Source organism: Streptomyces sp. H27-H1 (assembly GCF_026627445.1).
GTDB lineage: Bacteria > Actinomycetota > Actinomycetes > Streptomycetales > Streptomycetaceae > Streptomyces.
The window spans coordinates 257,150-281,778 of record NZ_JAPNLJ010000006.1 but is presented as its reverse complement, the minus strand read 5'-3'; the positions used below and the strand labels follow the sequence as shown (position 1 = coordinate 281,778).

Annotated in this window: 18 protein-coding genes and 3 pseudogenes; 10 read left to right on the top strand and 11 right to left on the bottom strand. The window is 73.0% G+C overall.

Going from position 1 to position 24,629, the window contains the following annotated elements; all coding sequences use genetic code 11:
- Positions 1 to 40: 40 nt before the first annotated feature.
- Positions 41 to 1,189, bottom strand: coding sequence for a nitric oxide synthase oxygenase (locus OTB20_RS09280; protein ID WP_267816275.1), 1,149 nt, complete (start codon positions 1,187 to 1,189; stop codon positions 41 to 43).
- 323 nt (positions 1,190 to 1,512) lie between these two features.
- Positions 1,513 to 1,797 (bottom strand): hypothetical protein, encoded by a 285-nt coding sequence (locus OTB20_RS09275; protein WP_267816273.1) that lies wholly within the window; start codon positions 1,795 to 1,797, stop codon positions 1,513 to 1,515.
- A gap of 136 nt (positions 1,798 to 1,933) precedes the next feature.
- On the opposite strand from OTB20_RS09275, the gene OTB20_RS09270 reads away from it, so the two are divergent.
- Complete coding sequence (locus OTB20_RS09270; RefSeq protein ID WP_267816272.1) at positions 1,934 to 2,959, top strand: helix-turn-helix transcriptional regulator; 1,026 nt, start codon at positions 1,934 to 1,936, stop codon at positions 2,957 to 2,959.
- On the opposite strand, the gene OTB20_RS09265 is transcribed toward OTB20_RS09270, so the two are convergent.
- The 4 genes from OTB20_RS09265 to OTB20_RS09250 all read right to left on the bottom strand — a co-directional run bounded on the left by OTB20_RS09265 (position 2,933) and on the right by OTB20_RS09250 (position 7,415).
- Entirely contained in the window at positions 2,933 to 4,441 is a 1,509-nt protein-coding gene (locus OTB20_RS09265) for an FUSC family protein (RefSeq protein WP_267816329.1), read from the bottom strand. The two genes, OTB20_RS09270 and OTB20_RS09265, sit on opposite strands and share 27 nt — an antisense overlap.
- A 307-nt stretch (positions 4,442 to 4,748) precedes the next feature.
- Positions 4,749 to 5,177, bottom strand: coding sequence for a universal stress protein (locus tag OTB20_RS09260; protein WP_267816271.1), 429 nt, complete (start codon positions 5,175 to 5,177; stop codon positions 4,749 to 4,751).
- 37 nt (positions 5,178 to 5,214) lie between these two features.
- Positions 5,215 to 6,777 (bottom strand): APC family permease, encoded by a 1,563-nt coding sequence (locus OTB20_RS09255; protein WP_267816269.1) that lies wholly within the window; start codon positions 6,775 to 6,777, stop codon positions 5,215 to 5,217.
- A 44-nt stretch (positions 6,778 to 6,821) separates the two neighbouring features.
- Positions 6,822 to 7,415 carry a histidine phosphatase family protein gene (locus tag OTB20_RS09250; protein ID WP_267816267.1) on the bottom strand — a complete coding sequence of 198 codons (594 nt, stop codon included), beginning with the start codon at positions 7,413 to 7,415 and terminating at the stop codon, positions 6,822 to 6,824.
- A 101-nt stretch (positions 7,416 to 7,516) separates the two neighbouring features.
- Here OTB20_RS09250 and OTB20_RS09245 point away from each other — a divergent pair, with 101 nt between their 5' ends.
- Complete coding sequence (locus OTB20_RS09245) at positions 7,517 to 8,080, top strand: RNA polymerase sigma factor (RefSeq protein ID WP_267816265.1); 564 nt, start codon at positions 7,517 to 7,519, stop codon at positions 8,078 to 8,080.
- On the opposite strand, the pseudogene OTB20_RS09240 reads toward OTB20_RS09245, so the two are convergent.
- From OTB20_RS09240 to OTB20_RS09230, 3 genes and pseudogenes are all read right to left on the bottom strand, one after another.
- Positions 8,004 to 9,043 (bottom strand): annotated as a pseudogene (locus OTB20_RS09240) (MerR family transcriptional regulator). The gene OTB20_RS09245 and the pseudogene OTB20_RS09240 sit on opposite strands and share 77 nt — an antisense overlap.
- The gene (locus OTB20_RS09235; RefSeq protein ID WP_267816263.1) at positions 9,040 to 10,419 is read right to left on the bottom strand and encodes a cryptochrome/photolyase family protein; all 1,380 of its coding nucleotides are present in this window, start codon (positions 10,417 to 10,419) and stop codon (positions 9,040 to 9,042) included. The pseudogene OTB20_RS09240 and the gene OTB20_RS09235 overlap by 4 nt, the downstream one beginning before the upstream one ends.
- A gap of 393 nt (positions 10,420 to 10,812) precedes the next feature.
- Positions 10,813 to 12,309: an SDR family oxidoreductase gene (locus OTB20_RS09230; protein ID WP_267816261.1), complete on the bottom strand. Its 1,497-nt coding sequence runs from the start codon at positions 12,307 to 12,309 to the stop codon at positions 10,813 to 10,815.
- A gap of 77 nt (positions 12,310 to 12,386) precedes the next feature.
- Between OTB20_RS09230 and OTB20_RS09225 the strand changes: the two genes are divergently transcribed.
- The 6 genes and pseudogenes from OTB20_RS09225 (at position 12,387) to OTB20_RS09200 (ending at position 18,045) form a co-directional block, all read left to right on the top strand.
- Positions 12,387 to 13,238, top strand: a complete 852-nt coding sequence (locus OTB20_RS09225) for a DUF1295 domain-containing protein (RefSeq protein WP_267816259.1) — start codon at positions 12,387 to 12,389, stop codon at positions 13,236 to 13,238.
- The gene (locus OTB20_RS09220) at positions 13,196 to 13,675 is read left to right on the top strand and encodes an Lrp/AsnC family transcriptional regulator (RefSeq protein ID WP_267816257.1); all 480 of its coding nucleotides are present in this window, start codon (positions 13,196 to 13,198) and stop codon (positions 13,673 to 13,675) included. The genes OTB20_RS09225 and OTB20_RS09220 overlap by 43 nt, the downstream gene beginning before the upstream one ends.
- A 53-nt stretch (positions 13,676 to 13,728) precedes the next feature.
- Positions 13,729 to 14,406 carry an HAD family hydrolase gene (locus OTB20_RS09215; protein ID WP_267816256.1) on the top strand — a complete coding sequence of 226 codons (678 nt, stop codon included), beginning with the start codon at positions 13,729 to 13,731 and terminating at the stop codon, positions 14,404 to 14,406.
- Positions 14,407 to 14,499: 93 nt separating this feature from the next.
- Positions 14,500 to 15,861, top strand: a complete 1,362-nt coding sequence (locus OTB20_RS09210) for a cytochrome P450 (RefSeq protein WP_267816255.1) — start codon at positions 14,500 to 14,502, stop codon at positions 15,859 to 15,861.
- 98 nt (positions 15,862 to 15,959) lie between these two features.
- A pseudogene (locus OTB20_RS09205) lies at positions 15,960 to 16,931 on the top strand (LLM class flavin-dependent oxidoreductase); the annotation flags it as partial.
- Positions 16,932 to 16,938: 7 nt separating this feature from the next.
- Positions 16,939 to 18,045 (top strand): FAD-dependent oxidoreductase, encoded by a 1,107-nt coding sequence (locus OTB20_RS09200; protein ID WP_267816253.1) that lies wholly within the window; start codon positions 16,939 to 16,941, stop codon positions 18,043 to 18,045.
- A gap of 43 nt (positions 18,046 to 18,088) precedes the next feature.
- Here the strand turns inward: OTB20_RS09200 and mltG are convergent, their stop codons facing one another.
- Together mltG and OTB20_RS09190 are read right to left on the bottom strand one after the other, a co-directional pair.
- Positions 18,089 to 18,928 (bottom strand): endolytic transglycosylase MltG, encoded by an 840-nt coding sequence (gene mltG / locus OTB20_RS09195; protein WP_267816251.1) that lies wholly within the window; start codon positions 18,926 to 18,928, stop codon positions 18,089 to 18,091.
- 63 nt (positions 18,929 to 18,991) lie between these two features.
- The gene (locus OTB20_RS09190; protein WP_267816249.1) at positions 18,992 to 20,944 is read right to left on the bottom strand and encodes an ABC transporter ATP-binding protein; all 1,953 of its coding nucleotides are present in this window, start codon (positions 20,942 to 20,944) and stop codon (positions 18,992 to 18,994) included.
- Positions 20,945 to 21,051: 107 nt separating this feature from the next.
- Between OTB20_RS09190 and OTB20_RS09185 the strand changes: the two genes are divergently transcribed.
- On the top strand, positions 21,052 to 21,540 hold the full coding sequence (locus OTB20_RS09185; RefSeq protein WP_267816247.1) for a MarR family winged helix-turn-helix transcriptional regulator: 489 nt from the start codon (positions 21,052 to 21,054) through the stop codon (positions 21,538 to 21,540).
- An 84-nt stretch (positions 21,541 to 21,624) separates the two neighbouring features.
- Positions 21,625 to 24,562, top strand: a pseudogene (locus OTB20_RS09180) (FAD-binding and (Fe-S)-binding domain-containing protein).
- Positions 24,563 to 24,629: the final 67 nt, after the last annotated feature.

Genomic DNA, 24,629 nt, shown 5'->3' with positions numbered 1-24,629 from the left:
GCCGTTCCGGATCCGTTCGGGAGCGACGGTAACAGAAGGTCTAGACCATGTCTCGCCCTTGGGCCCGTTCCTGGGCGCCGGAGTGGTGGACGTACGCGGTCGAGCTCGGCCGGTCCTCGTAGGTGCGGTGGAAGACCGGGGTCGCCGATCCGGAGATCGGCGGCACGATCCAGGACCAGTCCGCGCCCACGTCACGGCCCTTGTTCTCTTCCTTCTCCATGTGGGTCAGGAAGCGCCGGGCCTCCGTGTGGTGGTCGGCGATGGTGACCTTGGCCCGGTCGAAGGAGTGCAGTACGGCCCGGTTGAGCTCGACGAGCGCGCGGTCCTTCCAGAGGGACCGGTCGCTGGTGGTGTCGAGGCCCATGCGGCGGGCGACCGCGGGCAGGAGGTTGTAGCGGTCGGTGTCGGCGAGGTTGCGGGCGCCGATCTCGGTGCCCATGTACCAGCCGTTGAACGGGGCCGCCGGGTAGTGGATGCCGCCGATCTCCAGGCACATGTTGGCGATCGCGGGTACGGCGTGCCAGCGCAGTCCCCAGTCCGACCAGCCGTCGCCGCCCGCCGCTCCGTCGGGGTGCTCGATGGGCACCTCCAGCACGGCGTCCGCGGGGACGTCGAACCAGCGGGGTTTGTCGTCGACCCCCTGCACGACCAGTGGAAGGAGGTCGAAGGGGGTGCCGGGGCCGCGACGCCAGCCGAGGGCGAGGAGCGCGCTCGTGAGCTCGGCGTTGCGGGCGTCGCCGACGGTTATCGAGTGGTGGTCGCCGTAGCCGGCGTACCGGACCAGCTGCTCGCTCCAGATGACCGGCCCGGGGCGGTCCGGGGTGTCAGGGGCGAAGACCGTGATGGTGGGCCGGACCCGGCCGCGGTTGGTCGCCTCACGCAGGTGCTCGAAGCACTCGTCGGCTATCTCGTCGCCGCCGGTGAGCCCGCGGCGGTCGCGTACCCGCAGCGAGTTCCAGTACAGCCTGCCTATGCAGCGGTTGCTGTTGCGCCACGCGACGCGCGCTCCGTGCTCCAGCTCCTCGGGAGTGTGCCGGTACGTGCCCGTCCCGGCGAGCTCGGCCCGTACGGCGGCGAGCCGCTCGCGCGGATCACCCGCGTCCGGATTCTCCCTGTGGAACAGTCGGATGAACTCCTCGGCCTCTTCCCACACCTGAGCGGTGGTTGAGCGCTGCTGAAGTATTTCCATTCCGGCGATTACCCCCTGTCCGACCAGGTCCACCCGCGTGGCATGGAGGGGCCATGCCGGATGAATGTGCAATGAACAATCACCCGTTGTACACGCCGCAGGTCAGCGGCGTATGGAAGGCGCGTCCGGAACACTCCTCCGAGTGATCTTCATCAATCAGCCTGCGGACGGGAGTTGGGGAGACGTACTATCCGGCGCTGCGGCCGCAGCCACGGACGCGGGCGAGAAAGAGCGACGAGCGACTGCGTCGGACTGCTCATCGGGGCCGGGACGGACGGCTCAGCCCGCCTCGACCCGGCTCAACCGAAGGCCCAACCGGCCGTTCACACACGGGTTGCGTCGTGGATCACGTGCACGGCGGCGGTCGCGGCGACCACCGCGGAGCGGGCGGAGCCCAGCGCCTCGCGGGCCGCCTCCAGGCCGTCCTTCCGGCAGAGCAGGGCCGAGGCGTCGGAGGCGCAGTCGATCAAGTGCAGCGCGACTCGGGAGAGTTGATCGTCGGAGCCGTAGGCGTCGTCCACGGCCTTGCGGGCCCGGGCCAGCAGGTCCAGCGCCTCGGTCAGTCCCGCCGGAGGAATACTGCGCTCGGAATGGATGTCTCGCTTCACCGTCGCCACTCCCGCCACCGGTCATGTGGGCCATTTCGCGATCATCAGGCGAGACAGATCCTGCCGTTCCCCTCCCCCGCGGCCAACGGGCCGAGGCATCCTGATCTTGCATTGCCGGAACAAGAAGGGGGTCCAGATGAACACCAACACCGCACATCCCGACATTGACGGCTGCACGTCGATCTGCGGCGACTGCGCGGCCGGTTACCGAAGGGCCTTACGCGAGGGCGGATTATCGGGGACCGTTCCGGACTGCCTGATCGCCTTCGGGCTGCTGCGGAAGCTGGACGGCTCCCCCGACCACCTCCCCGTACCACCCTCGGTCGCCGCGATCACCCTCGCCCGGCCCATCAAGCGGGCCATCCGGGACCAGCGGGCCGCGCTCGACACGATGATCGCCTCCCTGTCCCCGATGGAGACCGTCTACCGGCACGAACGCCAGCGGCACAAGGCCCACGTACAGCCGCTGATCGGCCGCGACGTCATCGACACCGCCGTCCAGGGGGCCCTGGAGAGCTGCTCCGAGGAACTGCTCAGCGCGCACCCCGAGGGCGGCCGCCCCTCCGGCGCGCTGACCGACGCGCTGCCCCGCGATCTCGCCCTGGCCGGCCGGGGCGTTCGCCAGCGCACGATCTACGGCCACACGGTCCGCGCGCACGCCCCGACGCTCGCCCACATGGAACGGGTCACCCAAGAGGGCGCCGAGGTGCGGACGGTGGGCGAGAGGTTCGAGCGGCTGATCGTGTGCGACCGAACGGCCGCCTTCATCGCGGTGCTCAGCGAGAGCGGAAACCAGGCGTACGTCCTGGAAATTCGCGAACCCGGCCTGATCCAATACCTCACGAAGACCTTCGAAGGCGTATGGGAACGGGCCGTCCCCGTCGAGTTCGACACCACGGGGCAACGCCCTCCACAACTCACCGACGAAATCCAGCGGACGATTCTCGAACTCATGGTGAGGGGGCACACGGACGAGGCCATTTCCAAACGGCTCGGCCTGAGCACCCGCACCATCGGCGCGCACATCAAACGCGCCGCCACCCGCTTCGGAAGCCGCAGCAGGGCCGAGCTCGGTTTCAGCCTCGCGAGGGCCGGAGCCCTCGACACCGACCGGGGCCGGCCCCGGCCACCGGGATCAGGCGCCCACCAACGGGGAGCGTGACGCGCTGCGCAAGGGTCCGTCGAGCTGGGCGAGGAGCCGCTCCAGACCGTGCAGATGCGCCAGCGCGGGCTCCGCGGCGACCCGCGCGGCCGCGGTGGCCGGCCGGTGCTGCGCCTGCGCCCCGCGCTGCACCCCACCCGGCGCCTCCGGCGTCAGCAGGGCTTCTACGGCGGCTTCCACGCGCCAGCAGGCCGCCGCGAGCCGGGCGTCGTGGCTCGCGTCCGGGTCCGCCGCCACGGAGACCAGGCCGCGGACCTCGACGGCGCACTCGTCGAGCAGCGCGAGCACCCGGCGGGCCCTGGCCTTGCGGCCGCGGTAGGGACTGAGCGGGTGGACGAGCGGAGCCAGGGAAAGCCGTACCCGGCCCAGGAACAGCTCCAGCTCCGCGGCGTGCGGCGCGGGGTCGGCGACCGGCGAACCGGCGAGCCGGGCCGCGGCCTGCGCCGTGCAGGTGCGCACGCAGCGCAGCGCGCGCTGGATCCACATGTCGTTGGTCGCGTGCGTGGTCACCGGGAGCACCAGGACCACGGCCAGCCCGGCGCACACCGCGCCGACGGTCGTCTGCTCGAGGCGCAGGACGAGCAGGCCCGGATCGAGCACGCCGAGCAGCCCGTAGAGCAGGCCCGCCATGACCGTCACGGCCAGCATCATCCAGCTGTAGGACACGGCGGCGGTGTAGAAGATCCCGAAGACGCAGAGCGCGACCAGTACGGCCGTGGGCGCCGGCGCCCCGTGCAGCGGGATGGCGATCAGGAGTCCCGCCCCGATCCCGATCACCGTGCCGAGGACCCGGCGGAATCCGCGTACCAGCGTCTCGCCGCGCGAGGCGGTGTTGACGAAGATCCACCAGGCGGTGCCGACGGCCCAGTACCAGCGGTCCTGCGAGAGGACCTGGCCGATGCCCAGCGCGACCGCGCAGGCGGCGGTGGCCTGGAAGGCCTGCCGGGTGGTCGGCCGGGCCAGCCCGGTGCCGGGCGGCGCGGGCGGCGCCGCGGCGGGCGGCACGGTCCGCTCGATCGGCCACAGTACGAACCGCACGGCGGCCGCCGACAGGAGAGCCAGTGCGACGGCCGCGTAGAGCTCCGGCAGCTGCCCGGGCCGGGCATGCAGGAACTGCGTGACGAAGAAGTTCATGAACGCGAAGATCCCGAGGGCGTGGCCGCGCACCCCCCACCTGCGGGCGTAGACGCCGGCGAACACGACGGCGACGAACACCGCGTCGCGGGCCGGCGGTACGCCGTGCAGGCTCGTTGCCAGGGCCAGCACGGGGAAACCGGCGGCCGGCAGCAGGGCGGTGGTCACCCGCTGGGCGCGCACGGTCGAGTCGGTCACCGTGAAGAGGGCCAGCAGGGCGGTCAGGCCCCCGGTGATCGATGCGACGAGCGAGAGCCCGCAGAGCTCGGCCACGGCGAGGGCGACGCCGATGACGGCCCGCAACGAGTTCCTGAGTCTTGCGCGCCCCGGATCCGGAGCCACGAACATCCTCTTCACGGCGGTGTGCCGCCCCCCTTGCGATGGAACACGCCGGTCCCACTCGCGCCCTGGGGTGGTGGGCGCTACACGGGCACGGCGAAGGCGCCACGGTCCGGATCGGCCTCGTTGCCGTCCGGCGCTGCGTGGCGCCGTAGATACATGGATAGGACACAGATAAGCATCCGCAGGGGCAATGGCTCAACTCGGCCGACCCCTACTGGGCCATTGGTACAGGAATGAGCGCTGATCTTCGGCCAGGGGAATACCAACGGACCCGTCCGTCGGGCACGACTCCGTACGGGTCGCCGCCCGCCGCTCACGCTCTGGGAATCCGCTCCGTCGGAACACACAGGACCGGGACCGGGGAGAGGTGCAGGAGTTTGTGCGGGGTGGATCCGAGGAGGGCGCCGCGGATCGGGCTGTCGCCCCAGCTCCCCACGATGATCACCCGGGCGCCGTACCGCTCGGCGGCGTCGAGCAGCGCCTGGGCCGGCTTCTCGTCGGCCACTTCGACCGTGGACGGCACTCCCGCCTCGTCGGCGGCCTCCACCGCCCGGGCGAGCGCACTGCGGCCCGCCTCCCGGACGGCCTCCCGGTGCGCGCGGTACTCCTCGCCGGTGGGGCCCGGGGCGGCGGCCCCGTAGACGAGGACGAGCGGCTCGCCGAAGGCGGTGGCCACCTCCAGGGCCACGCGCAGGGCGCGCTCGGCGCCGGGCGACTCGTCGTATCCGAGGACGACGGACATCGGGGCTCCTCTCGGCTTCCGGCAAGGAAGTTCGGGTTCAGGACTTCTTCGTCGTGTGGACGAGGGCCGGGTCGGCGACGCCGCGCCGCTCCTGCCAGAAGTGGCCGTCCCTGATCCGCCAGAAGCACATGACGAGCACACCCACGACGGCGATCCCGATCCCGATGACCAGCGGTGGTCCGAGCCCGAACCAGGAGGCCCCGCTCGCCGAGTTCTCCGGGTCGGACATGGCGCTGACCGATTTCACGAGCAGCCAGGCCAGCAGGGCGGCGCCGACCACCGGGCCGAGGCCGATGAACAGGAAGTTGTGCACGCTCTCCAGCAGGTGGCGGCGGTAGTAGACGGCGCAGGCCAGGCCGGTGAGCGCGTAGTAGAAGGAGATCAGCAGGGAGAGGGCGGTCAGGGAGTCCAGGAGTGCGTTCTCGCTGATCTGGTTGACGGCGAGGTACCAGGCGATGGCGATGCCGGCCACCCACCAGGTGCTCACGTCCGGGGTGCGGAACCGGGGGTGGATGTGCGAGAGGTGCGGGGGCAGTGCGTGCCGGCGGGCCATGGACAGTGCGGTACGGGAAGCGGGGATGATCGTGGTCTGCGTGGAGGCGAGGGCTGAGGTGCAGACGGCGAGGAGGACCACCCAGGCCCAGCCGCCCATGACCTCGTGCGCGAGGACCGCGAAGACGGCCTCCTCCTCGCCCGCGTTGGCGGCGAGGAACTCCGTCCCGGCGTAGCCGACGACGGCGAAGCCCACGGAGAGGTACGTCACCAGCAGCACCACGGTGGACCAGATGCCGGCCTTGCCCGGTGCGGTGGCGGAGTCCTCGACCTCCTCGGTGAGGTTGACCGCCGACTCCCAGCCCCAGTAGATGAAGACGCCGAGCAGCAGTCCGCCGGTGAGGGCGGCGCCGCCGGCGCCGAAGGGGTTGAGCCACTCCAGTGCGGGTCTGGTGCCGTCCAGGCTGCTGGTGCCGGCGTAGACGCGGTAGAGGGCGACCACGGCGAAGACCAGCAGGAAGAAGACCTGGGCGAGGATCAGCACGTCCTGGAGCCGGGCGGACATCTCGGTACCGATGACGCAGACGGCGGTCATGGCCAGGATCACCACGACGGTCAGGGTCTGCCGGAGCGCCTCGTTCGCCGCCCAGCTGTCGAGTCCGGCGGCCAGGAGGCCGAAGTGGACGGCCACGTCGGCCAGCGAGCCGATGACGAGGACGCCGGTCATCGCGATGGCCCAGCCGCCGAGCCAGCCGGCCCAGGGGCCCATGGCGCGCGTCACCCACGAGAAGGTGGTGCCGCAGTCCTGGTCGACCTTGTTGAGGTAGTAGAAGGCGGCGGCGATCAGCAGCATCGGCACGAAGGAGGCCAGCATGACGCCGGGTGCGTAGATGCCGGCGAGCGCGACGATCGGCCCGATGACCGCGGCCAGGGAGTAGGCGGGCGAGGTCGAGTTCAGGCCGATGACGAGCGCGTCGAGGAAGCCGATCGCGTTGGCCTTGAGCCCGGGGTCCCCGTCGGCGGCGGGGTCGGTGACGGCCCTCGCTCCCGGCTCCGGAACCGGTCCCGGGCGCTCAGGGGGCACGCCGTCCGAGCCATGGTGGGCCATGTACGCATCGTCACGCAGACGGCGCCGACGCGCGAGGCGGGGCCTCAGGGGCGGGTGTTCCAACCCGCTACCACCGGCAGGCCGTGTTCCGTCGACAGCAGGCTGACGGTACCCGTGCGGAGCAGGAAGAGGCGTCCGGCCTCGGGCGGCAGACCGAGGTAGCGGGCGGTCAGCACCCGCAGCAGATGTGCGTGGGCCACCAGGACGACATCGTCCCCGTCGGCGCGCAGCACCTCGGCCGCCCGGGCGAGCACCCGGTCCGCGCGGGCGCCGACCTGGGCGGCGTTCTCGCCGGGGTGCTCCTCGTCGCCGGGCGGCACTCCGTCGGTCCACAGGGACCAGTCGGGGCGTCCGCGCAGGATCTCGGCGGTGGTGATGCCCTCGTAGCCGCCGTAGTCCCACTCGTACAGGTCCGGGTCGGTGACGCCGCCGCTCAGTCCGGCGAGCCGGGCGGTGGCGGCGGCCCGGCGCAGGGGGCTGGTCAGGACCAGGGCGGGGTTGCGGTCGCGGAAGTACGGGGCGAGGGAGATGGCCTCCTCGACCCCGCGCGCGGTCAGCGGGACGTCGGTGCGGCCCGTGTGCCGTCCGGTCGCACTCCAGGCGGTCTCGCCGTGCCTCACCAGAAGCAGATCGCTCACCCTCCGGACCCTAGTCCCTGCGCCGCCGGGGCGCCGGACGGGAAATCGATGCGCAAGCGGTGCAAGTTGGTCGGCGCTGCCGCGCTCGCGAGGCTCGGGGCATGGAAGAGCAAGGCGACACCCGTCTGGCGGCGGGGTTCACGGCGGGCGACGAAGAGTGCATGGCGGCGGTCTACCGGCGCTGGCGGCCGCTGGTGCACGCGCTCGCCGGCCGTTCTCTGGGGGACGAACGGGAGGCCGAGGACGTGACCCAGCAGGTCTTCCTCGCCGCGTGGCGGGGCCGCGGCGGGTACCGGCCCGGGCCGGGCGGCCTCGGGGCCTGGCTGACCGGCATCACCCGGCACAAGGTGGCCGACGCCCTGGAGGCACGCACCCGGCGGGCCCGGGTGGTGGAGGCCGCCGCGCGCGTCTGCGCCCGGGCCCGTCCGGAGCCGGAGCCGGGACCGGAGCGGGCCGTGGAACGGGTGCTGCTGCTGGGCGAGTTGGCCCGACTGCCGTCTGCGCAGCAGCGGGTGATGCGGCTCGCCTTCTACGCCGACCTGACCCAGTCGCAGATCGCGGAGCACACCGGTCTGCCGCTCGGGACCGTCAAGAGCCATATGCGGCGGGCTCTGCACGTCCTGCGACGGTCCCTGGAGCCCGCGGTGCCACAACCGATTCGATGACGGCCAGCCCCGACCGGAGCCCGAACAGCCGCTCGGCGCGGGCGGGCGGGGCCGTGGCCGCGCCGCCCCAGCCGGGTCCCGCGAGCAACAGGGCCGAGTGGCCGCGGGCCCCGCGCGGCCCCCACTCGATGCCCGCCACCGCCCTGGCGAGCGAGGTGTCCGCGGTCGTACGGGACTGCGCCCACAGGACGACGGCCCGCGGGCCCGTGCGCCGGACGGCCTCACTCAGGGCAGGGCCGCACCGAACATCCTTACCGGCAGGGCCCGTTCGCCGAGGGCGGCGGCCAGCGCCTCCATCGGCAGGCTGTGCTGCTCCCCGGGTGCGCATGCCAGCAGTACGGGCGGGGCCTTGCGCGGCTCCGGGGCGGGCCTGATCCGGTGCAGAGCGGCGGAGACGTACCAGGACAGGAGGTGCTCGACCTCCACGTACCGCTCCCCGACCGAGGCCCACTTGCGCCCCACCGCGTGCAGGGTCGGCGCGATGACCTCCTCCCACGCGGTGACCGCGCCCAGCTCGGCCAGCGCCGCCGCCAGCTGGTCCTCCACGGCCGGCGCGTCCAGCCGTACGGCGGCCCGCGCGAGCCCCCTGCACTCCGGGCGGACGTCCCCCAGGGGCAGCGCGCGGGGCCCGCCCGGATGTGCGGCGGCGGGAGGAGCGACGGAGGGGGTGTCCGGGGCCGCGTCCCGGGCGACCCGCGCCGCCTCGGACGGCGGCGCGCCCTGGGCGGTGAGGCGGCACATCAGTTCCAGGCGGGCGATGTCCCCGGGGGTCCAGCGCCGGTGCCGGCCCTCGTCGCGGCGGGCCGGGCCGATGGCGTAGCGGCGTTCCCAGGAGCGCAGCGTGGTCGGCGAGACGCCGAGGCGCCGGGCGACGGCGCCGGTTCCGAGCGCGACGGGCGGGGGCTGCGGGCTTTCGGGCTCCGCCTCTCCACCGTACGGCGCGGCGGACCGGCGGGCGCTCACTCGGGCCCCGGCCCCGTCCCCGTACCCCGGCCGGTGCGGAAGCGGTCGAGGCCGTCGGCGAGTCCGACCACCGGGTCGGGGTAGTCGTAGCGGGCCCGTTCCAGCCCGAGGAGTCGCCAGGGCTCGTGCACGCGCGGCGCTGGGAGTCCGGCCAGCTCGGGGACCCAGCGGTGGACGTAGGCGCCTTCGGGGTCGTAACGCAGGCCCTGACGAACCGGGTTGAGGACGCGGTTGGGGCGGGTGTCGGTGCCCGTGCCCGCCGCCCACTGCCAGTTGAGCTGGTTGTTGGCGAGGTCCCCGTCGACCAGGAGGTCCATGAAGTGGCGGGCGCCGACGCGCCAGTCGACGTACAGGGTCTTGGTGAGGAAGCTCGCGGCCAGCAGTCGGCCGCGGTTGTGCATCCAGCCCTCGTGGGCGAGTTGGCGCATGGCCGCGTCGACCACCGGGTAGCCGGTGCGGCCCTCCTTCCAGGCCCGGATCTCCTCCTCGGCATCGGGGCCGGTGCGCCAGCGGTCACCCCGGTCCCGGTAGTCCGCGGCGGCGGCCCCGGGCCTGGCCGCGAGCACCTGGTGGTGGAAGTCGCGCCAGCACAGCTGCCGTACGAAGGCCTCCGCGCCGGGGCCGCCGGCCGCGCGGGCGCGGTGGACGGCCTCGACGGGCGAGAGCGTGCCGAAGTGCAGGTGCGGGGAGAGCCGGGAGGTGGCGTCGCCGGCCAGGTCGTCGTGGGTCTCGGGGTAGCGGTCGATGCCGGAGCGCAGCCATCGGGCCAGCAGCCGGCGCGCCTCGGGCTCCCCGCCGGGGGCGAGGCCCGGCGAGGTGCCGGTGACGGCGGCGCGCTCGGGCAGGGGCTCGGAGCGGATCGCGTCGGGCACCGGGACGGCGCGGGGGGCGGGGGCGGCGGCGCGCAGGGGCTGCTCCGACCAGCGGCGGTGGTAGGGGGTGAAGACGGCGTAGTGGTCGGACCCGGCCGGCACGGCGGCCCCGGGGGCAACCGCGGTGATCACGGCGTCGTGGACGTGGAACCACCGGCCCTCGGCTTCGAGGGCGTCCCGCAGCCGCTCCTCACGGGCGTGGGCGTAGGCGCTGACTCCGGCCGCCATGTGCACCTCGTCGGCGTCGGCCTCCCGTACGAGGGCCATGGTCTCGGCGACCGGGTCGCCGGACCGTACGACCAGACGGCCGCCGCGGGAGCGCAGCCCGGCATCGAGGCCGGCGAGGCAGTCGGCGAGGAAGGCGAGCCGGTTGGGCGGGGCGGCGACCCCCGGGTCGCGCACGAAGAGCGGCACCACCTGCTCGGAGGAGGACAGGGCGGCCCTCAGCGGCGGGTGGTCGTGCAGCCGGAGGTCGGAGGTGTAGAGGACCACCGCGACGTTCATGGGGTTCGCTCCGCGTGAGGGGGGACGGGCTGTCGGGAGGTACTTCGCCGCCGGGACCGTTTACGGATGCGGCGGCGCCGGCCGCTCATGGAACCTGGCCTCCCGGGGGCACTCCAGGCAGCCGCGCGGCCGGCCCGGCGCGCCCGGGGGCGGGTCGGGGCAGGAGGCCGTGAGGGGAGCGACCGGCCCGCTCCGAAGCTGCTCGCCAGGCCGGGCCGGAGCGGGCCGGAGCGGCAACCGCGGATCCGGTGCTCGCCAGCCCAGCCCAGGCCTGGCAGGCAGGCAGGCAGGCAGGCAGGCAGGCAGCGGACGCTACGTCCGTCGCGGGTCCGGGCTTCGTCTCCGTGCCCCGACGGGCGGCAGCGGCCCGCCGCCGGTCCCCCCGCCCACGGCCTACTCCGCACCTTCCTGGGCGCGCTCCGCCGCGCGGGCGATGTTGCGTGCCATGCCGCCGAAGACGACGGCGTGGAACGGTGACACGCTCCACCAGTACATGTGGCCGAGCAGGCCGCGCGGATGGAACAGCGCCCGCTGGCGGTAGCAGGATCCGGACTCCCCCGGAGCGGGCGGGTCGGAGTGCAGTTCCAGCCAGGCCAGCCCCGGCAGCCGCATCTCCGCGCGCAGCCGCAGCAGCCGGCCCGGCACGATCTCCTCCACCCGCCAGAAGTCCAGGGAGTCCCCCACCCGCAGCCGTGCCGCGTCCCGGCGGCCGCGCCGGATGCCGACTCCGCCGACGAGCCGGTCCAGCCAGCCCCGTACGGCCCAGGCCAGCGGGAAGGAGTACCAGCCGTTCTCCCCGCCGATCCCCTCCACCACCCGCCACAGCGCTTCGGGCCGGGCTTCGAGGGCCAGCTCCCGCTCGTCGGTGTAGAGGCTGCCGCCCGCCCAGTCGGGGTCGGTGGGCAGCGGGTCGCTCGGGGCGCCCGGCAGGGAGGCCGAGGACCAGCGGGTCGTCACCCGGGCCTCGCGGATCCGCCGCAGGGCCAGCGCGAGGGCCTCGTCGAAGGGGATGGGCGCGCCCGGCGGGTCCGGAACGTACCCGGCGATGTCGTGGTCCGCGCAGACCACCTCGTGCCGCAGGGACTCGGCGAGCGGCCGGGCCAGCGCCCTCGGCACGGGGGTGACCAGGCCGATCCAGTGGCTGGACAGCCTCGGGGTGAGCATCGGGACCCGCAGGATCAGGCGGGCGGGCAGCCCGGCGACGACGGCGTAGCGGCGCATCATCTCCTCGTACGTGAGCACGTCGGGCCCGCCGATGTCGAAGGCCCGGTTCACCTCGGGCGGCATGTCGGCGCTGCCGACGAGGTAGCGCAGGACGTCGCGGACGGCGATGGGCTGGCAGCGGGTGCCGACCCAGCTGGGGGTGACCATGACGGGCAGCCGTTCGGTCAGGTAGCGCAGCATCTCGAAGGAGGCCGACCCGGACCCGATGACGACGGCGGCGCGCAGCACGGTCGCGGGAACGGATGAGGCGAGGAAGATCTCTCCGACTTCGGCGCGGGAGCGCAGGTGCGGTGAGAGGGCGCGGACGGGCATGTCCGTGGGGGTGAGGCCGCCGAGGTAGACGATGCGGCGCACGCCCGCGGCGCGGGCCTCGTCCGCGAATGCCCTGGCGGCGGCCCGGTCGCGTTCCTCGAAGCCGGATCCGGTTCCGAGGGAGTGCACGAGGTAGTAGGCGACGTCGATGCCGGTCATCGCCCCGTCGAGGGACGAGGGGTCGGTGACGTCGCCCCGGACGATCTCGGCGCGTCCGGCCCAGGAGTGGTCGCGCAGTTTTTCGGGGGTGCGGGCCAGGCAGCGGACCCGGTGCCCGGCATCCAGGAGTTCGGGCACGAGGCGTCCGCCGATGTATCCGGTGGCCCCGGTGACCAGGCAGTTCTGGCCCGTCATGGCTTTCTCCGCTCTTCGGCTCCGTCCTTCGTTACCTCTGCCCCCCTCATCCGCTTCCCCGCGGCGCGCCGGATCGGATGCGGGATTCCCCCGTACGGCACATCCAAGACCCCCTTCCGCTCCGAAGGGCCGCCTTCGCCGTCGGGGCGCGCCTGGGCCTGCACCGCGTGGTGGACGTGGCGTGGGGCCTTGGGTTCGCCGCCGTCGCGGTGGCCACGTACGCGATGTCGGGCGGCCGGAACCCGCTGCCGGCCCTCCTGACGGTGGTGTGGGGGCTGCGGCTGGCCGGGCACATCGCGTGGCGCGGCCGGGGCCACGGTGAGGACCCGCGCTACGAGCGGATGCTCGCCAGGGCTCCGGGCAACCGGAACCTGTACGGGCTGCGCATGATCCACCTGCTCCAGGCGGCCCTGGTCTGGCTGGTCTCGCTGCCCGTACAGGCGGCGGCGTACGCGACCGGGCGCCCCGGCGTCCTGGCCGCGGCGGGCGTGGCGCTGTGGCTGTGCGGGCTGCTCTTCGAAACGGTGGGCGACCACCAGCTGGCCCGGTTCAAGGCCGATCCGGCGAACCGGGGACGGACCATGGACCGGGGCCTGTGGTCCTGGACCCGGCACCCGAACTACTTCGGCGACTTCTGCGTGTGGTGGGGGCTGTCGCTGACCGCCTGGACCTCCGCCGGAGCGGTGGCGGTCTCGGTGGTCTCCCCGCTCGTGATGTCGTACCTGCTGATCGGCGGCAGCGGAAAGCGGCTGCTGGAGCGGCACATGGCGGACCGCCCCGGCTACGCCGCGAACCGGGCCCGCACCAGCGGGTTCCTGCCCCGCCGCCACGGCGCCCGCGCAGGTCACAGGGGGTTTGACCGGGGTCGCATTGGTAGAGTCGCGGTATGGCGGTGGACGAGCTCGACACACGGATCCTGCGCCTGCTGATCGAGCAGCCGCGCACCAGCGTCCGGGAGTACGCCCGGATCCTCGGCGTCGCACGCGGCACCCTCCAGGCCCGGATCGACCGGCTGGAGCGCACCGGGGTGATCACCGGGACCGGGCCGGCGCTCTCCCCCGCCGCACTCGGGCACCCCGTCCTGGCCTTCGTGCACATCGAGGTCACCCAGGGGCACCTGGACGAGGTCGGCGACGCGCTGGCCGCGGTGCCGGAGATCATCGAGGCCTTCTCCATCACCGGCGGCGGGGACCTGCTGACCCGGGTGGCCGCGCGGGACAACGCGCATCTGGAGGACGTCATCCAGCGGCTGATCCAGCTGCCCGGCGTGGTGCGCACCCGGACCGAGGTCGCCCTGCGCGAGCGGGTGTCGCACCGGCTCCTGCCGCTGGTCGAATCGGTGGGACGGGCAGCCCGCAAATCCTGACAAGATGGTCGGGACAGACACAAGACCGGCACCGGCAAGGGCGGGCACAACGGATGATCTCCGTCATATTCGATCTCGACGGCACCCTCGTGGACAGCGAGCCGAACTACTACGAGTCGGGGCGGCGCACCCTGGAGCGGCACGGGGTCCCCGATTTCACGTGGGAGCAGCACTCCCGGTACATCGGGATCGGCACCCTGGAAACCCTGGAGATCCTCCGGGACGAGTACGGGATCCCGGCGCCGGTCGAGCAGCTGCTCTCCGAACAGAACACCGCCTACCTGGAGCTCGCGCGGACCCACACCGAGGCCTACCCCGAGATGCGCGAGTTCGTGGAGCGGCTGCACTCCGAGGGCGTCCCGATGGCGGTGGCCTCGGGCTCCTCGCGCGAGGCGATCGACGCGGTCCTGGCGGGCACCGGGCTGGACACACTGCTGACCACGGTGGTCTCCGCCGAAGAGGTGGCGCAGGGCAAGCCCGCCCCGGACGTGTTCCTGGAAGCGGCGCGCCGACTGGGCACGGACCCCGCCGACTGCGTGGTCGTCGAGGACGCGGCGCCGGGCGCACGCGCCGCGCACGCGGCGGGCATGCGGTGCGTGGCCGTGCCGTACGTGGCGGCCACCGCCGACGACCCGGCCTTCGCCTCGGCCGGGCTCCTCTTCCCCTCCGGGCAGCGGGAGTTCAGTGCGGAGAGCGCCTACAGCTGGCTCACGGCGGCCGGGGCGGTCTGAGCCGCTCGGGCGCCGCGGGGGCTCCCGGCTTTCGGGCGCTCCGGCTTCCCCGATACTCTGGCGTCCTGGAGGCGGCGCTGTCACCATGCCCGGGTGACCGCCACCCTGCTGCCCTCCGGCTCCGAGCGCGGACCGCGCCGCTGGCCCCTGGTGGGGAACCTCCCCGCCTTCGCCCGCGATCCGCTGGCCTTCTTCGAGTCGCTGCGCGACGAGTACGGGGACTGGGTGCCCTGGTCGCTCGGCCCGCAGCGCAACGTACTGGTCTCGAGGCCCGAGCACGCCGGTGAGCTGCTCGGCGCCGTGGAGTCCACCTTCAGCCCGACCGAACTGGGCTGGGCCTTCCGCCAGTTGCTCGGTAACGGGGTGGTCGTGGCCACCGGCGAGGACTGGCGGCGCAAGCGGGCACTGGTCCAGCCCTCGGTGCGGCCGCGCCAAGTGCGCTCGTACGCGGCCACGATGGTGGAGTGCGCCGACGCGCTGGTCTCCGGCTGGACCGAGAACACCCGGATCGACGTGCACCGGGAGATGGCCGGGCTCACCCAACGGATCGCGGTCCGGACCCTGTTCGGCAGCGACGCCGCCGGCCGGGAGGCTCCCATCAGCGCCGCCATGGCCACGGCGCAGCGGGAACTCGGCGCCGAATTCCGCGGGGTGACCCTGTTCCTGCCGCCATGGGTGCGGACGCCGGGCCGCCGCCGGATGCGGGCGGCGGTGGCCGTCCTCGACCGCGAGATCGAGCACGTCATCCAGGAGCACGAGGCGGCCTCGGCGGCCCGCGAGGAGCGGGACGACCTGCTCGCCAGGCTCCTCGCCGCCCGCGACGAGGACGGCGGGCCGCTGTCGCGCACGGAGCTGCGGGACGAGGCGATCACCCTGTACATCGGCGGCCACGAGACCACGTCGACCACTCTGACCTGGGCCTGGCAACTCCTCTCGGGGGCGCCGGAGGCGCGCGAGCGGCTGACGGAGGAGCTGGAGCGGGTACTCGGCGGCCGGCTGCCGGCCTACGAGGACTACGCGCGGCTGCCCTGGACCCAGCAGGTGGTCAAGGAAGCGCTGCGGATCTACCCGCCGATCTGGCTGATCTCCGCGGTGGCGCAGGAGGGTGCCACGCTGGGCGGCCGCCCGGTCCCGGCCGGCCTGTCGGTGTGGACGAGCCCGTGGTCGATGCACCGGGACGAGCGCTGGTTCCCGGAGCCGGAGGCCTTCCGCCCCGAGCGGTGGGACGCTGACGCCCCGCACCAGATCCCGGAGCACGCCTGGTTCCCCTTCGGCGGCGGCCCCCGCGCCTGCCTCGGCGCCCGCTTCGCCCTGGTCGAGGCCGCCCTCGTACTGGCCGTGGTGGCCCAGCGCTTCCACGTGGACAGCGGCCCGGCGCGGGCAAGGGTCCTCCCCGGGCTCACCCTCCAGCCCAGGGACCCGGTCCTGGCCACGCTCCGCGCGCACCGCGCCTGACGGATCGTGTCCCGACGGATCGCGTCCCGACGGATCGTGTCCCGACGGGGGGATCACGATCCCAGGGGCCGAGACGCCATTGACCCGGCGCGGGCGAATGGCTGGGTTTCGCCGCGCTCGCGCAGCACACAGAGCGGCTGACGTTCCTGGGGGCCTTCCGGCCGGGAGTGATCTCGCCGACGCTGGCCGCGCAGATGGCGGCGACGTACCAGCGGATCACGCGCGGCCGGCTGCTGCTCAACGTGGTGACGGGCGGCGACTCGGCGGAGCAGCGGCGGTTCGGGGACCACCTCGGCCACGATTTCCGCTACGCGTGCACCGCCGAGTTCCTCTCGGTCGTACGGGGCGTCTGGGGCGGGCAGCCCTTCGACTTCCACGGCGAGCACGACCAGATCGACGGCGGGCTGACGGCGCTGCCGCCCGACCCGCTGCCGGAGATCTTCTTCGGCGGGTCCTCGGCTGCGGCCGGTCCGGTGGCCGCCGAGCACTCGGGCGTGTACCTCACGTGGGGCGAGCGGCCCCAGGAGGTGAAGGAGAAGATCGACTGGATCCGTTCTCTTGCCGAGGAGCGGGGGCGGACGGTGAGGTTCGGCATCCGGCTGCACACCATCTCCCGGGATTCGGCGAAGGAGGCCTGGGCATCGGCGGACCGGCTGCTCGGGGACCGGGGCGACGCGTCCATCGCCACGGCGCAGGCGGCGCTGGGTGCGAGCGAGTCGGTCGGCCAGCAGCGGATGTTGGCCCTGCACGGCGCTCGCGCGGCAAGCTGGAGATCTCCCCGAACCCGTGGGCCGGCGTCGGCCTGGTGCGCGGGGGCGCCGGTACCGCCCTGGTCGGCAGCCACGGGGACGTGGCGGACCGGATCGAGGAGTACCACGCGCTCGGGGTCGAGAGCTTCGTCCTGTCCGGGTACCCGCACCTGGAGGAGGCGTACTGGTTCGGCGAGGGGGTGACTCCGGAACTCGCGGCGCGCGGCCTGCTCGCGCGCTGAGCCGGGGACGCCGTCCGCTGCGCCCGGGGCTCGGGACAGGGCTCGGGCCCGGGAAGATCTCGCGGCCGGGCCCGGTTAGTAGAACCGTGAACGAATTCGCGGAGCAGGGCGTGGCGGACACGGACGTCGACGCGGCGGACGAGCTCGACGTGGTGGTCGTGGGAGCGGGGCAGGCAGGCCTGTCCAGCGCCTACCACCTGGCGCGGGCGGGCATCGGCCACGTGGTCCTGGACCACGCGCCGCGCCCTGGCGGCGCCTGGCAGTTCCGCTGGCCCTCGCTGACCTACGGCAAGGTCCACGGCATGCACGCGCTGCCCGGGATGGAACTCACCGGCGCCGATCCGCTGCGGCCGTCCTCCGAGGTGATCGCGGAATACTTCGCCGCCTACGAGGACCGCTTCGGCCTGCTCGTCCGCCGGCCCGTGGACGTCACCGCGGTACGCGACGGGGCGGACCACCGGCTGCTGGTGGAATCCGCATCCGGCACCTGGTCGGCGCGGGCGCTGATCAACGCCACCGGGACCTGGGACCGGCCCTTCTGGCCGCGCTACCCGGGGCAGGAACTCTTCCGGGGCCGCCAGCTGCACACGGCGAACTACCCCGGGCCGGCCGAGTTCGCCGGAGCCCGGGTCATCGTGGTGGGCGGCGGCACCTCGGCGGTGCAGCACCTGCTGGAGATCGCCGAGGTGGCGGCGGAGACCAGCTGGGTCACCCGACGGCCCCCGGTGTTCCGCGACGGGAGCTTCGGCGAGGCCCAGGGCCGGGCGGCGGTGGCCCTGGTGGAGGACCGGGTACGGCAGGGGCTGGCGCCCCGGAGCGTGGTCAGCGTCACCGGGCTGCCGCTGAACGAGGCGGTACGGGGCGGGCTGGCGTCGGGGGTGCTGGACCGCCGGCCGATGTTCGACCACCTCACCAGGACGGGGGCCGCCTGGCCGGACGGGAACCGGGTGGAGGCCGACGTGATCCTGTGGGCCACCGGGTTCCGCCCGGCCATCGACCACCTGGCTCCACTGCGCCTGCGCGAGCCGGGCGGCGGCATCCGGCTCGACGGCACCCGCGCGGTCCGCGACGAGCGGATCCACCTGGTCGGCTACGGCCCTTCGGCATCGACCATCGGCGCCAACCGCGCCGGCGGCGCCGCGGTCCGCGAGATCCAGCGCCTGCTCACCCGCACCCGGGCCGGCATCCGCTAGCTAGGGCGTGCCCGTCCGATCGGGCCGGGCCTCGTGGACTGCTTCAGGTGGTGCGCGAGGCCGCCCGCAGGCGGTTGAACTCCGCCACGTGGCGCTTGTGTTCCTCGTACGTCGCCGAGAACCGGGTGTCCCCCTGCTTCACGGTGACGAAGAACAGCCAGTCCCCCGGCGTCGGAGCCACTGCGGCCGCCATGGCCCGCAGGCCGGGGCTGTCGATCGGGGTGGGCGGCAGACCCTGACGTTCGTACGTGTTGAAGGGGCTGTCGATCTTCGTCTCGCTCAGCTTGGTGTCCACCGTGGAGCGGTTCAGCGCGTAGTTGATGGTGGAGTCCATCTGGAGCGGCATCGATTTCGCCAGCCGGTTGTGCACCACCCGGGCGACCTTGCCCATGTCCCCGCGGGTCTCGGCCTCCGCCTCGATGATGCTCGCGAGGGTGGCCGTCTGGTACGGGGTCATCCCGTGAACCTTGCCGCCGTCCGCGACGACCTTGGTCGCGAGGCTCTTGTTGGCCGTCTCGACCATGTACCCGAGCAGCGAGGCCGGAGTGGACTTGGAAGTCACCGGATAGGTGGCCGGGAAGAGGTACCCCTCCGGATTGCCCTTCGCCTCAGCGGGCAGGGACAGGGCGGCCGTGGCGGCCGCAGCCTTGGCGGAGCCGGCCGGGAGCTTCAGTTCGCGGTCGATGGCGGCGTAGACCTGCGGGGCCCGCCAGCCTTCGGGGATCAGCAACTGGCGCGGCTTCTCGGGCGCTTCCTTCCCGGGAAACAGGGGGATCAGAAGGGCTGCCCCGAGTCCTAGGACGGTTACGAGGAAGAGCCCCAGCCTGCCCCGGCGAGTGAGCCGGGAACGGCGCGGTGACGGCGGCCGGTTCTCATGACGCATGCGGGCACGCTAACCCGCGAACCATCCGATTCCCGACATCCGACCGGTGTGCCGGTCATACGATCACACATTCACCGGGGTCGGCTCGGTACCACGCAGCGTGTTCGGCTTGAACGTCCCGGGCTTGACCAGATCCGCCTTGCGCATCTCGGAACCGAGCGCCCCGGACAGGAGCTCCTTGGGTGCCGGCTTCTCCGGCTTGAGCGAGGTTTCCTGGTCGCGCCGGACGAGGGCCGCGTACCGGCCGTCGGCGTGGAGCAGTTCCTCGTGGGTTCCGCGCTCCGCGATGCGGCCTCCGTCGAGCACCACGATCTGGTCGGCGTCGCGGACGGTGGAGAGCCGGTGGGCGATGGTGATGGTGGTGCGGCCCTGGGAGAGATTGTCGATGGCGCGCTGCACGGCGTGCTCCGTGCGGGTGTCCAGAGCACTGGTGGCCTCGTCGAGGATCAGCACTGGCGGGTCGCGCAGGATGGTGCGCGCAATGGCCAGGCGCTGCTTCTCGCCGCCGGAGAACCGGTAGCCGCGCTCGCCGACCAGGGTGTCGTACCCGTCGGGCAGGGACTCGATGTGCTCGTGGATCTGGGCCGCGCGGGCCGCCTGCGCTATCTCCTCGTCGGTGGCGTCCGGCTTTGCGAAGCGCAGGTTTTCGGCGACGGAGGCGTGGAAGAGATAGGTCTCCTGGGAGACCACGCCGATGGAGCGGGCCAGGGAGTCGAAGTCGAGGTCGCGCACGTCCACGCCGTCGAGGACGACCCGGCCGCTGGTGACGTCGTAGAGCCGGGGTACGAGGTAGCTCAGCGTGCTCTTGCCGGATCCCGTCGGGCCGACCACGGCGAGAGAGCCGCCGGCCGGGACCGTGAGGTCGATGCCCGTCAGGGTGGGGCCGCTCTTGGTGTCGTAGGCGAAGTGGACGTCCTCCAGCCGGACCTCACCCTTCGCCCGGTCAAGGCGGACGGGGTCCTCGCGCTCGGTGATGTCCACCGGCAGGTCGAGGTACTCGAAGATGCGGGCGAAGAGCGCGAGGGAGGTCTGTATCTGGACGCCGGTCGACAGCAGGCTCACGGCGGGCCGGAACAGGCCCTGCTGGAGGGTGACGAAGGCGACGAGGGTGCCGACCGAGAGCGAGGGAGATCCACTCTGCAGGGCTATGCCGGCCGCCCAGTAGATGAGCGCGGGCATGGCGGCCATGACGATGCCGATGGTGGACATCCGCCAGCGCCCGGCCATGCTGGAGCGCACTTCGAGGTCGACGAGCTTCTCGGACTCCTCGGAGAAGGAGCTGGTGAGCGAATCGGCGCGGCCCATGGTGCGGCCGAGGAGGATGCCGCTGACCGACAGGGACTCGGTCACCGTCGCGGCCATCGCGGCCATCTGCTTCTGCCGCTGCGCGGTGATCTTCTTGCGCTCGCCGCCGACGCGGCGGCTGATCCACACGAAGACGGGCAGCAGGAGCAGCGAGACGAGCGTGAGCCGCCAGTCGAGCGCGAGCATCGCGACGACGGAGGCGATGACGGCCGTGGCGTTCGAGACGAGGGAGGTCGCCGTGGAGGTGACCGTGGCCTGCATGCCGCCGATGTCGTTGGCTATGCGGGACTGCACCTCGCCGGTCCGCGTACGGGTGAAGAAGGCCAGCGGCATCCGCTGGAGCTGTGCGTAGACGGCGGTGCGCAGATCGTGCATGACGCGCTGGCCGACGGTGGTGGATATCAGGGTCTGGAGCACGCCGAAGATGCTGGTGACCACCGCGGTCGCGATCATGCCGAGGGCGAGCAGGCTGAGCAGCCCGGTACGCCCCTGCGGGATCGCTACGTCGAGGACCTCCTTGAGCAGGAAGGGCGTGGCGACTCCGACCAGCGAGGAGGCGGCGACCAGCACGCCGACGACGGCGAGACGGCCCCGGTAGGGCCGGAAGAGGCCGACGATGCGGCGCAGCTCGCGCGGCCGCTCCTCCGGGGCTGGGCCACTGGGGTCGAGGGATTCCTTCGAGGGTTCCCACTCGGGTTCTTTGGGGCGCATGGGCCTCCTTCGTGACAGACGACGAGACTCGAATGAGCATAGCTCATTGTTACCTATACTCACAATGAATCTGGTCCTGATATCGTTCCCATTATGAGGACCGCAGCATGAGCACCGCTTCCGAGACCGTCGCCTCCGACGGCACTGACGGCACCGACACCACCGACAGCGTTCTCGCCGAGCAGCTGCTCCGCCTGACCCGGCGGCTCCACCGCATCCAAAAACGCCACCTGGAGCCGCTGGGCATCACCCCGGCGCAGTCCCGGCTGCTGCGTACCGTCGCCCACCTCTCCACGGCGCGGCCGCCCCGGATGGCGGACCTCGCCGCCCGTCTGGAGGTAGTGCCCCGCGCCGTGACCACGCTGGTCGACGGCCTGGAGAGCGCCGACTGCGTCCGCCGCGTGCCCGACCCGGCGAACCGCCGTGTCATAAGGATCGAGCTCACCGACACCGGCCGCGCCACGCTGCGCCGCCTGCGCAACGCGCGAACCGGCGCCGCAGAGGAGATCCTGGCTCCATTGACCGCCGATCAGCGCGAGGTGCTCGGCGGTCTGCTGAACGCTCTGGCGGATGCTCCGGCGGAGCACGGCTGCTGACGGGCGACGGCCCGGCCGAGACAGGGCCGGGGCTGCGCCGAACGAGTGAGAACGACTGACACGGCGCGAGTTGAGGGGCTTCAGATGCCACTGCTGGAACCGAAGCCGGGGGCCCTGCGCCCGCGCACCATCAGCGGCCCCGCCCCCGACCGGGTGCCCGACCGCAGGGCGACGGGAACCCCCGAGCCGCTGTGCGGAGAGCTGACCGAGCTGCTGGGCGCCGACAAGGTGCTCTCGGGCATCTCGGACCTGGTCCGCTACGCCTCCGACGCCTCCCCCTACCGGTTCCTGCCGCAGGTCGTCGTGATCGCCGAGGACATCGACGACGTCTCCGCCGTCCTGTCCTACGCCCACGGCAAACAGCGCGAGGTGGTCTTCCGGGCCGCCGGAACCTCGCTGAACGGCCAGGCCCAGGGCGAGGACATCCTCGTCGACGTCCGCCGCCACTGGTCCGGGGTCGAGGTGCTGGAGGAGGGCCTGCGCGCCCGGATCCAGCCCGGCACCACCGTCGTGCGCGCCAATGCCGCGCTCGCCCGGCACGGCCGAGTCCTCGGCCCGGACCCGGCCAGCGCCATCGCCTGCACCCTCGGCGGGGTCGTCGCGAACAACGCCTCCGGCATGACCGCGGGCACCACGAGGAACTCGTACCGCACCCTGTCCTCGCTCACGTTCGTCCTGCCGAGCGGCACCGTCGTGGACACCGCCGACCCGCGCGCCGACGAGGAGCTGGAGCGGGCCGAGCCCGCCCTGTGCCACGGCCTGATGGAGATCAAGAAGGAGATCGAGGCCGATGCGGAGCTCGTCACCCGCATCCGGGCCAAGTACGAGATCAAGAACACCACCGGCTACCGCCTCGACGCCTATCTCGACGGCGCCACCCCGGTGGAAATCCTGCGCGGGCTGATGGTCGGCTCCGAGGGCACCCTCGGGTTCATCGCGGAGGTCGTCTTCGACACCCTGCCGCTGGACCGCGAGCTCACCAGCGCCCTGCTCTTCTTCCCCTCGCTGCCCGCCGCGGCCGCCGCCGTACCGCTCTTCAACGAGGCGGGGGCGCTGGCCGTCGAGCTGATGGACGGCAACACCCTGCGCGCCTCGGTGAGCGTCGCAGGCGTCCCCGCCGACTGGGCCGGGCTGCCCAAGGACACCACCGCGCTGCTGGTGGAGTTCCGGGCCCCCGACGAGGCCGGCCGCGCGGAGTACGAGCGACGCGCCGCCGAGGTGGTGGCCGGGCTGGACCTGGTGGCGCCGGTGGCCTCGGTGACCAACTCCTTCACCCGCGACGCGAAGACCATCTCCGGCTACTGGAAGGCCCGCAAGGCCTTCGTCACCGCCGTCGGCGGCGCCCGCGCCTCCGGCACCACTCTGATCACCGAGGACTTCGCGGTCCCCCCGTCGCGGCTCGCCGAAGCCTGCGAGGCCCTCCTCGAACTCCAGGCGGAGCACGGCTTCGACGCCGCCGTCGCCGGCCACGCCGCCCACGGCAACCTGCACTTCCTGCTCGCCTTCGACGCCGCCCGGCCCGCTGACGTGGAGCGGTACGCCGCGTTCATGGATGCCTTCTGCCGGCTCACCGTGGAGCGCTTCGACGGCTCCCTGAAGGCCGAGCACTCGACCGGCCGCAACATGGCCCCCTTCCTGGAACTGGAGTGGGGCCCCCGGGCCACCGAGATGATGTGGCGCACCAAGCGGATCCTCGACCCCGACCTGGTGCTCGCCCCCCCGGATCCTCCTCGACCGCGACCCGAAGGCCCACCTGCGCGGCCTGAAGACGATCCCGCAGGTGGAGGCCGTGGCGGACCCCTGTATCGAATGCGGGTTCTGCGAACCGACCTGCCCCAGCGAGGACCTGACGACCACCCCGCGCCAGCGGATCGTGCTGCGCCGCGAGATGATGCGCCAGCAGCCCGGCTCCCCCGTGCTCGAGGGACTGCTCGACGCGTACGGGTACGACGCCGTGGACACCTGCGCCGGGGACTCCACCTGCAAACTCGCCTGCCCCGTCGGGATCGACACCGGCGCCCTGATGAGGGACTTCCGCCACCGCCGGCACAGCCCGCGCGAGGAGCGCGCGGCCGAGCTCGCCGCCCGGCGGTTCGGCGCGGTCGAAGTGGCCGCGCGGCTCGCCGTGGCCGCCGCCGACAAGGTCACCGACGCCGTCGGCGACAGGATCCTGCGGGCCGTGACAGGTGTCGCGCGCAAGGCCATCCGACCGGACCTGGTCCCGGAGTGGCTGCCTCAGATCCCCGGCGCCGCGGCCCGCAAGCTCCCTTCCACCTCGCGCGGGGGCGCCGCCGCGGTGTACTACCCGGCCTGCGTCAACCGGATCTTCGGCGGTCCCGACGGCCGGCCCGGCCCCTCCCTTCCGCAGGCCGTGGTGGCGGTGTCGCAGCGGGCCGGAAAGCCGGTGTGGATCCCCGGGGACGTCAGGGGCACCTGCTGCGCGACGATCTGGCACTCCAAGGGGTACGACGCCGGAAACCGCGTGATGGCCAACCGGATCGTCGAGGCCGCCTGGGGCTGGACGGCCGGCGGCCGGCTGCCCCTGGTGGTCGACGCGTCCTCCTGCACCCTGGGCATCGCGCACGAGGTGGTCCCGTACCTGACGGACGACAACCGGACCCTGCACGCCGAGCTGCGGATCGTCGACTCCATCGTCTGGGCCGCCGAGGAGCTGCTGCCCCATCTGAAGGTCCTGCGTACCGTCGGCTCGGCGGTGCTCCATCCCACCTGCTCGATGCGGCACCTGGACGACGAGGCACACCTGCGGGCCGTGGCCGAGGCCTGCGCCGACGAGGTGGTGGTCCCGTACGACGCGGAGTGCTGCGCCTTCGCGGGTGACCGCGGCATGCTGCATCCGGAGCTGACGGAGTCGGCGACGGCGCGGGAGGCCGCCGAAGTGACGGCGCGGGAGTTCTACGCGCACCTGTCGGCGAACCGGATGTGCGAGGTGGGCATGGACCGGGCCACGGGCCGCAGCTACTACTCGGCGCTGCTGGAACTGGAGCGCGCCACCCGGCCCTGAGCCCACAAGCCCGGCCGAGACGGGCCGTGCGCAACGGAAAATCGATTGCCCCGGACCGGTCCGGAAC

Bases quoted from the DNA above. Each gene is read 5' to 3' on its own strand.
- OTB20_RS09280 (WP_267816275.1), bottom strand. From the start codon at position 1,189: ATGGAAATACTTCAGCAGCGCTCAACCACCGCTCAGGTGTGGGAAGAG.
- OTB20_RS09270 (WP_267816272.1), top strand. From the start codon at position 1,934: ATGAACACCAACACCGCACATCCCGACATTGACGGCTGCACGTCGATC.
- OTB20_RS09265 (WP_267816329.1), bottom strand. From the start codon at position 4,441: ATGTTCGTGGCTCCGGATCCGGGGCGCGCAAGACTCAGGAACTCGTTG.
- OTB20_RS09260 (WP_267816271.1), bottom strand. From the start codon at position 5,177: ATGTCCGTCGTCCTCGGATACGACGAGTCGCCCGGCGCCGAGCGCGCC.
- OTB20_RS09255 (WP_267816269.1), bottom strand. From the start codon at position 6,777: ATGGCCCACCATGGCTCGGACGGCGTGCCCCCTGAGCGCCCGGGACCG.
- OTB20_RS09245 (WP_267816265.1), top strand. From the start codon at position 7,517: ATGGAAGAGCAAGGCGACACCCGTCTGGCGGCGGGGTTCACGGCGGGC.
- OTB20_RS09235 (WP_267816263.1), bottom strand. From the start codon at position 10,419: ATGAACGTCGCGGTGGTCCTCTACACCTCCGACCTCCGGCTGCACGAC.
- OTB20_RS09230 (WP_267816261.1), bottom strand. From the start codon at position 12,309: ATGACGGGCCAGAACTGCCTGGTCACCGGGGCCACCGGATACATCGGC.
- OTB20_RS09225 (WP_267816259.1), top strand. From the start codon at position 12,387: ATGCGGGATTCCCCCGTACGGCACATCCAAGACCCCCTTCCGCTCCGA.
- OTB20_RS09220 (WP_267816257.1), top strand. From the start codon at position 13,196: ATGGCGGTGGACGAGCTCGACACACGGATCCTGCGCCTGCTGATCGAG.
- OTB20_RS09215 (WP_267816256.1), top strand. From the start codon at position 13,729: ATGATCTCCGTCATATTCGATCTCGACGGCACCCTCGTGGACAGCGAG.
- mltG (WP_267816251.1), bottom strand. From the start codon at position 18,928: ATGCGTCATGAGAACCGGCCGCCGTCACCGCGCCGTTCCCGGCTCACT.
- OTB20_RS09190 (WP_267816249.1), bottom strand. From the start codon at position 20,944: ATGCGCCCCAAAGAACCCGAGTGGGAACCCTCGAAGGAATCCCTCGAC.
- OTB20_RS09185 (WP_267816247.1), top strand. From the start codon at position 21,052: ATGAGCACCGCTTCCGAGACCGTCGCCTCCGACGGCACTGACGGCACC.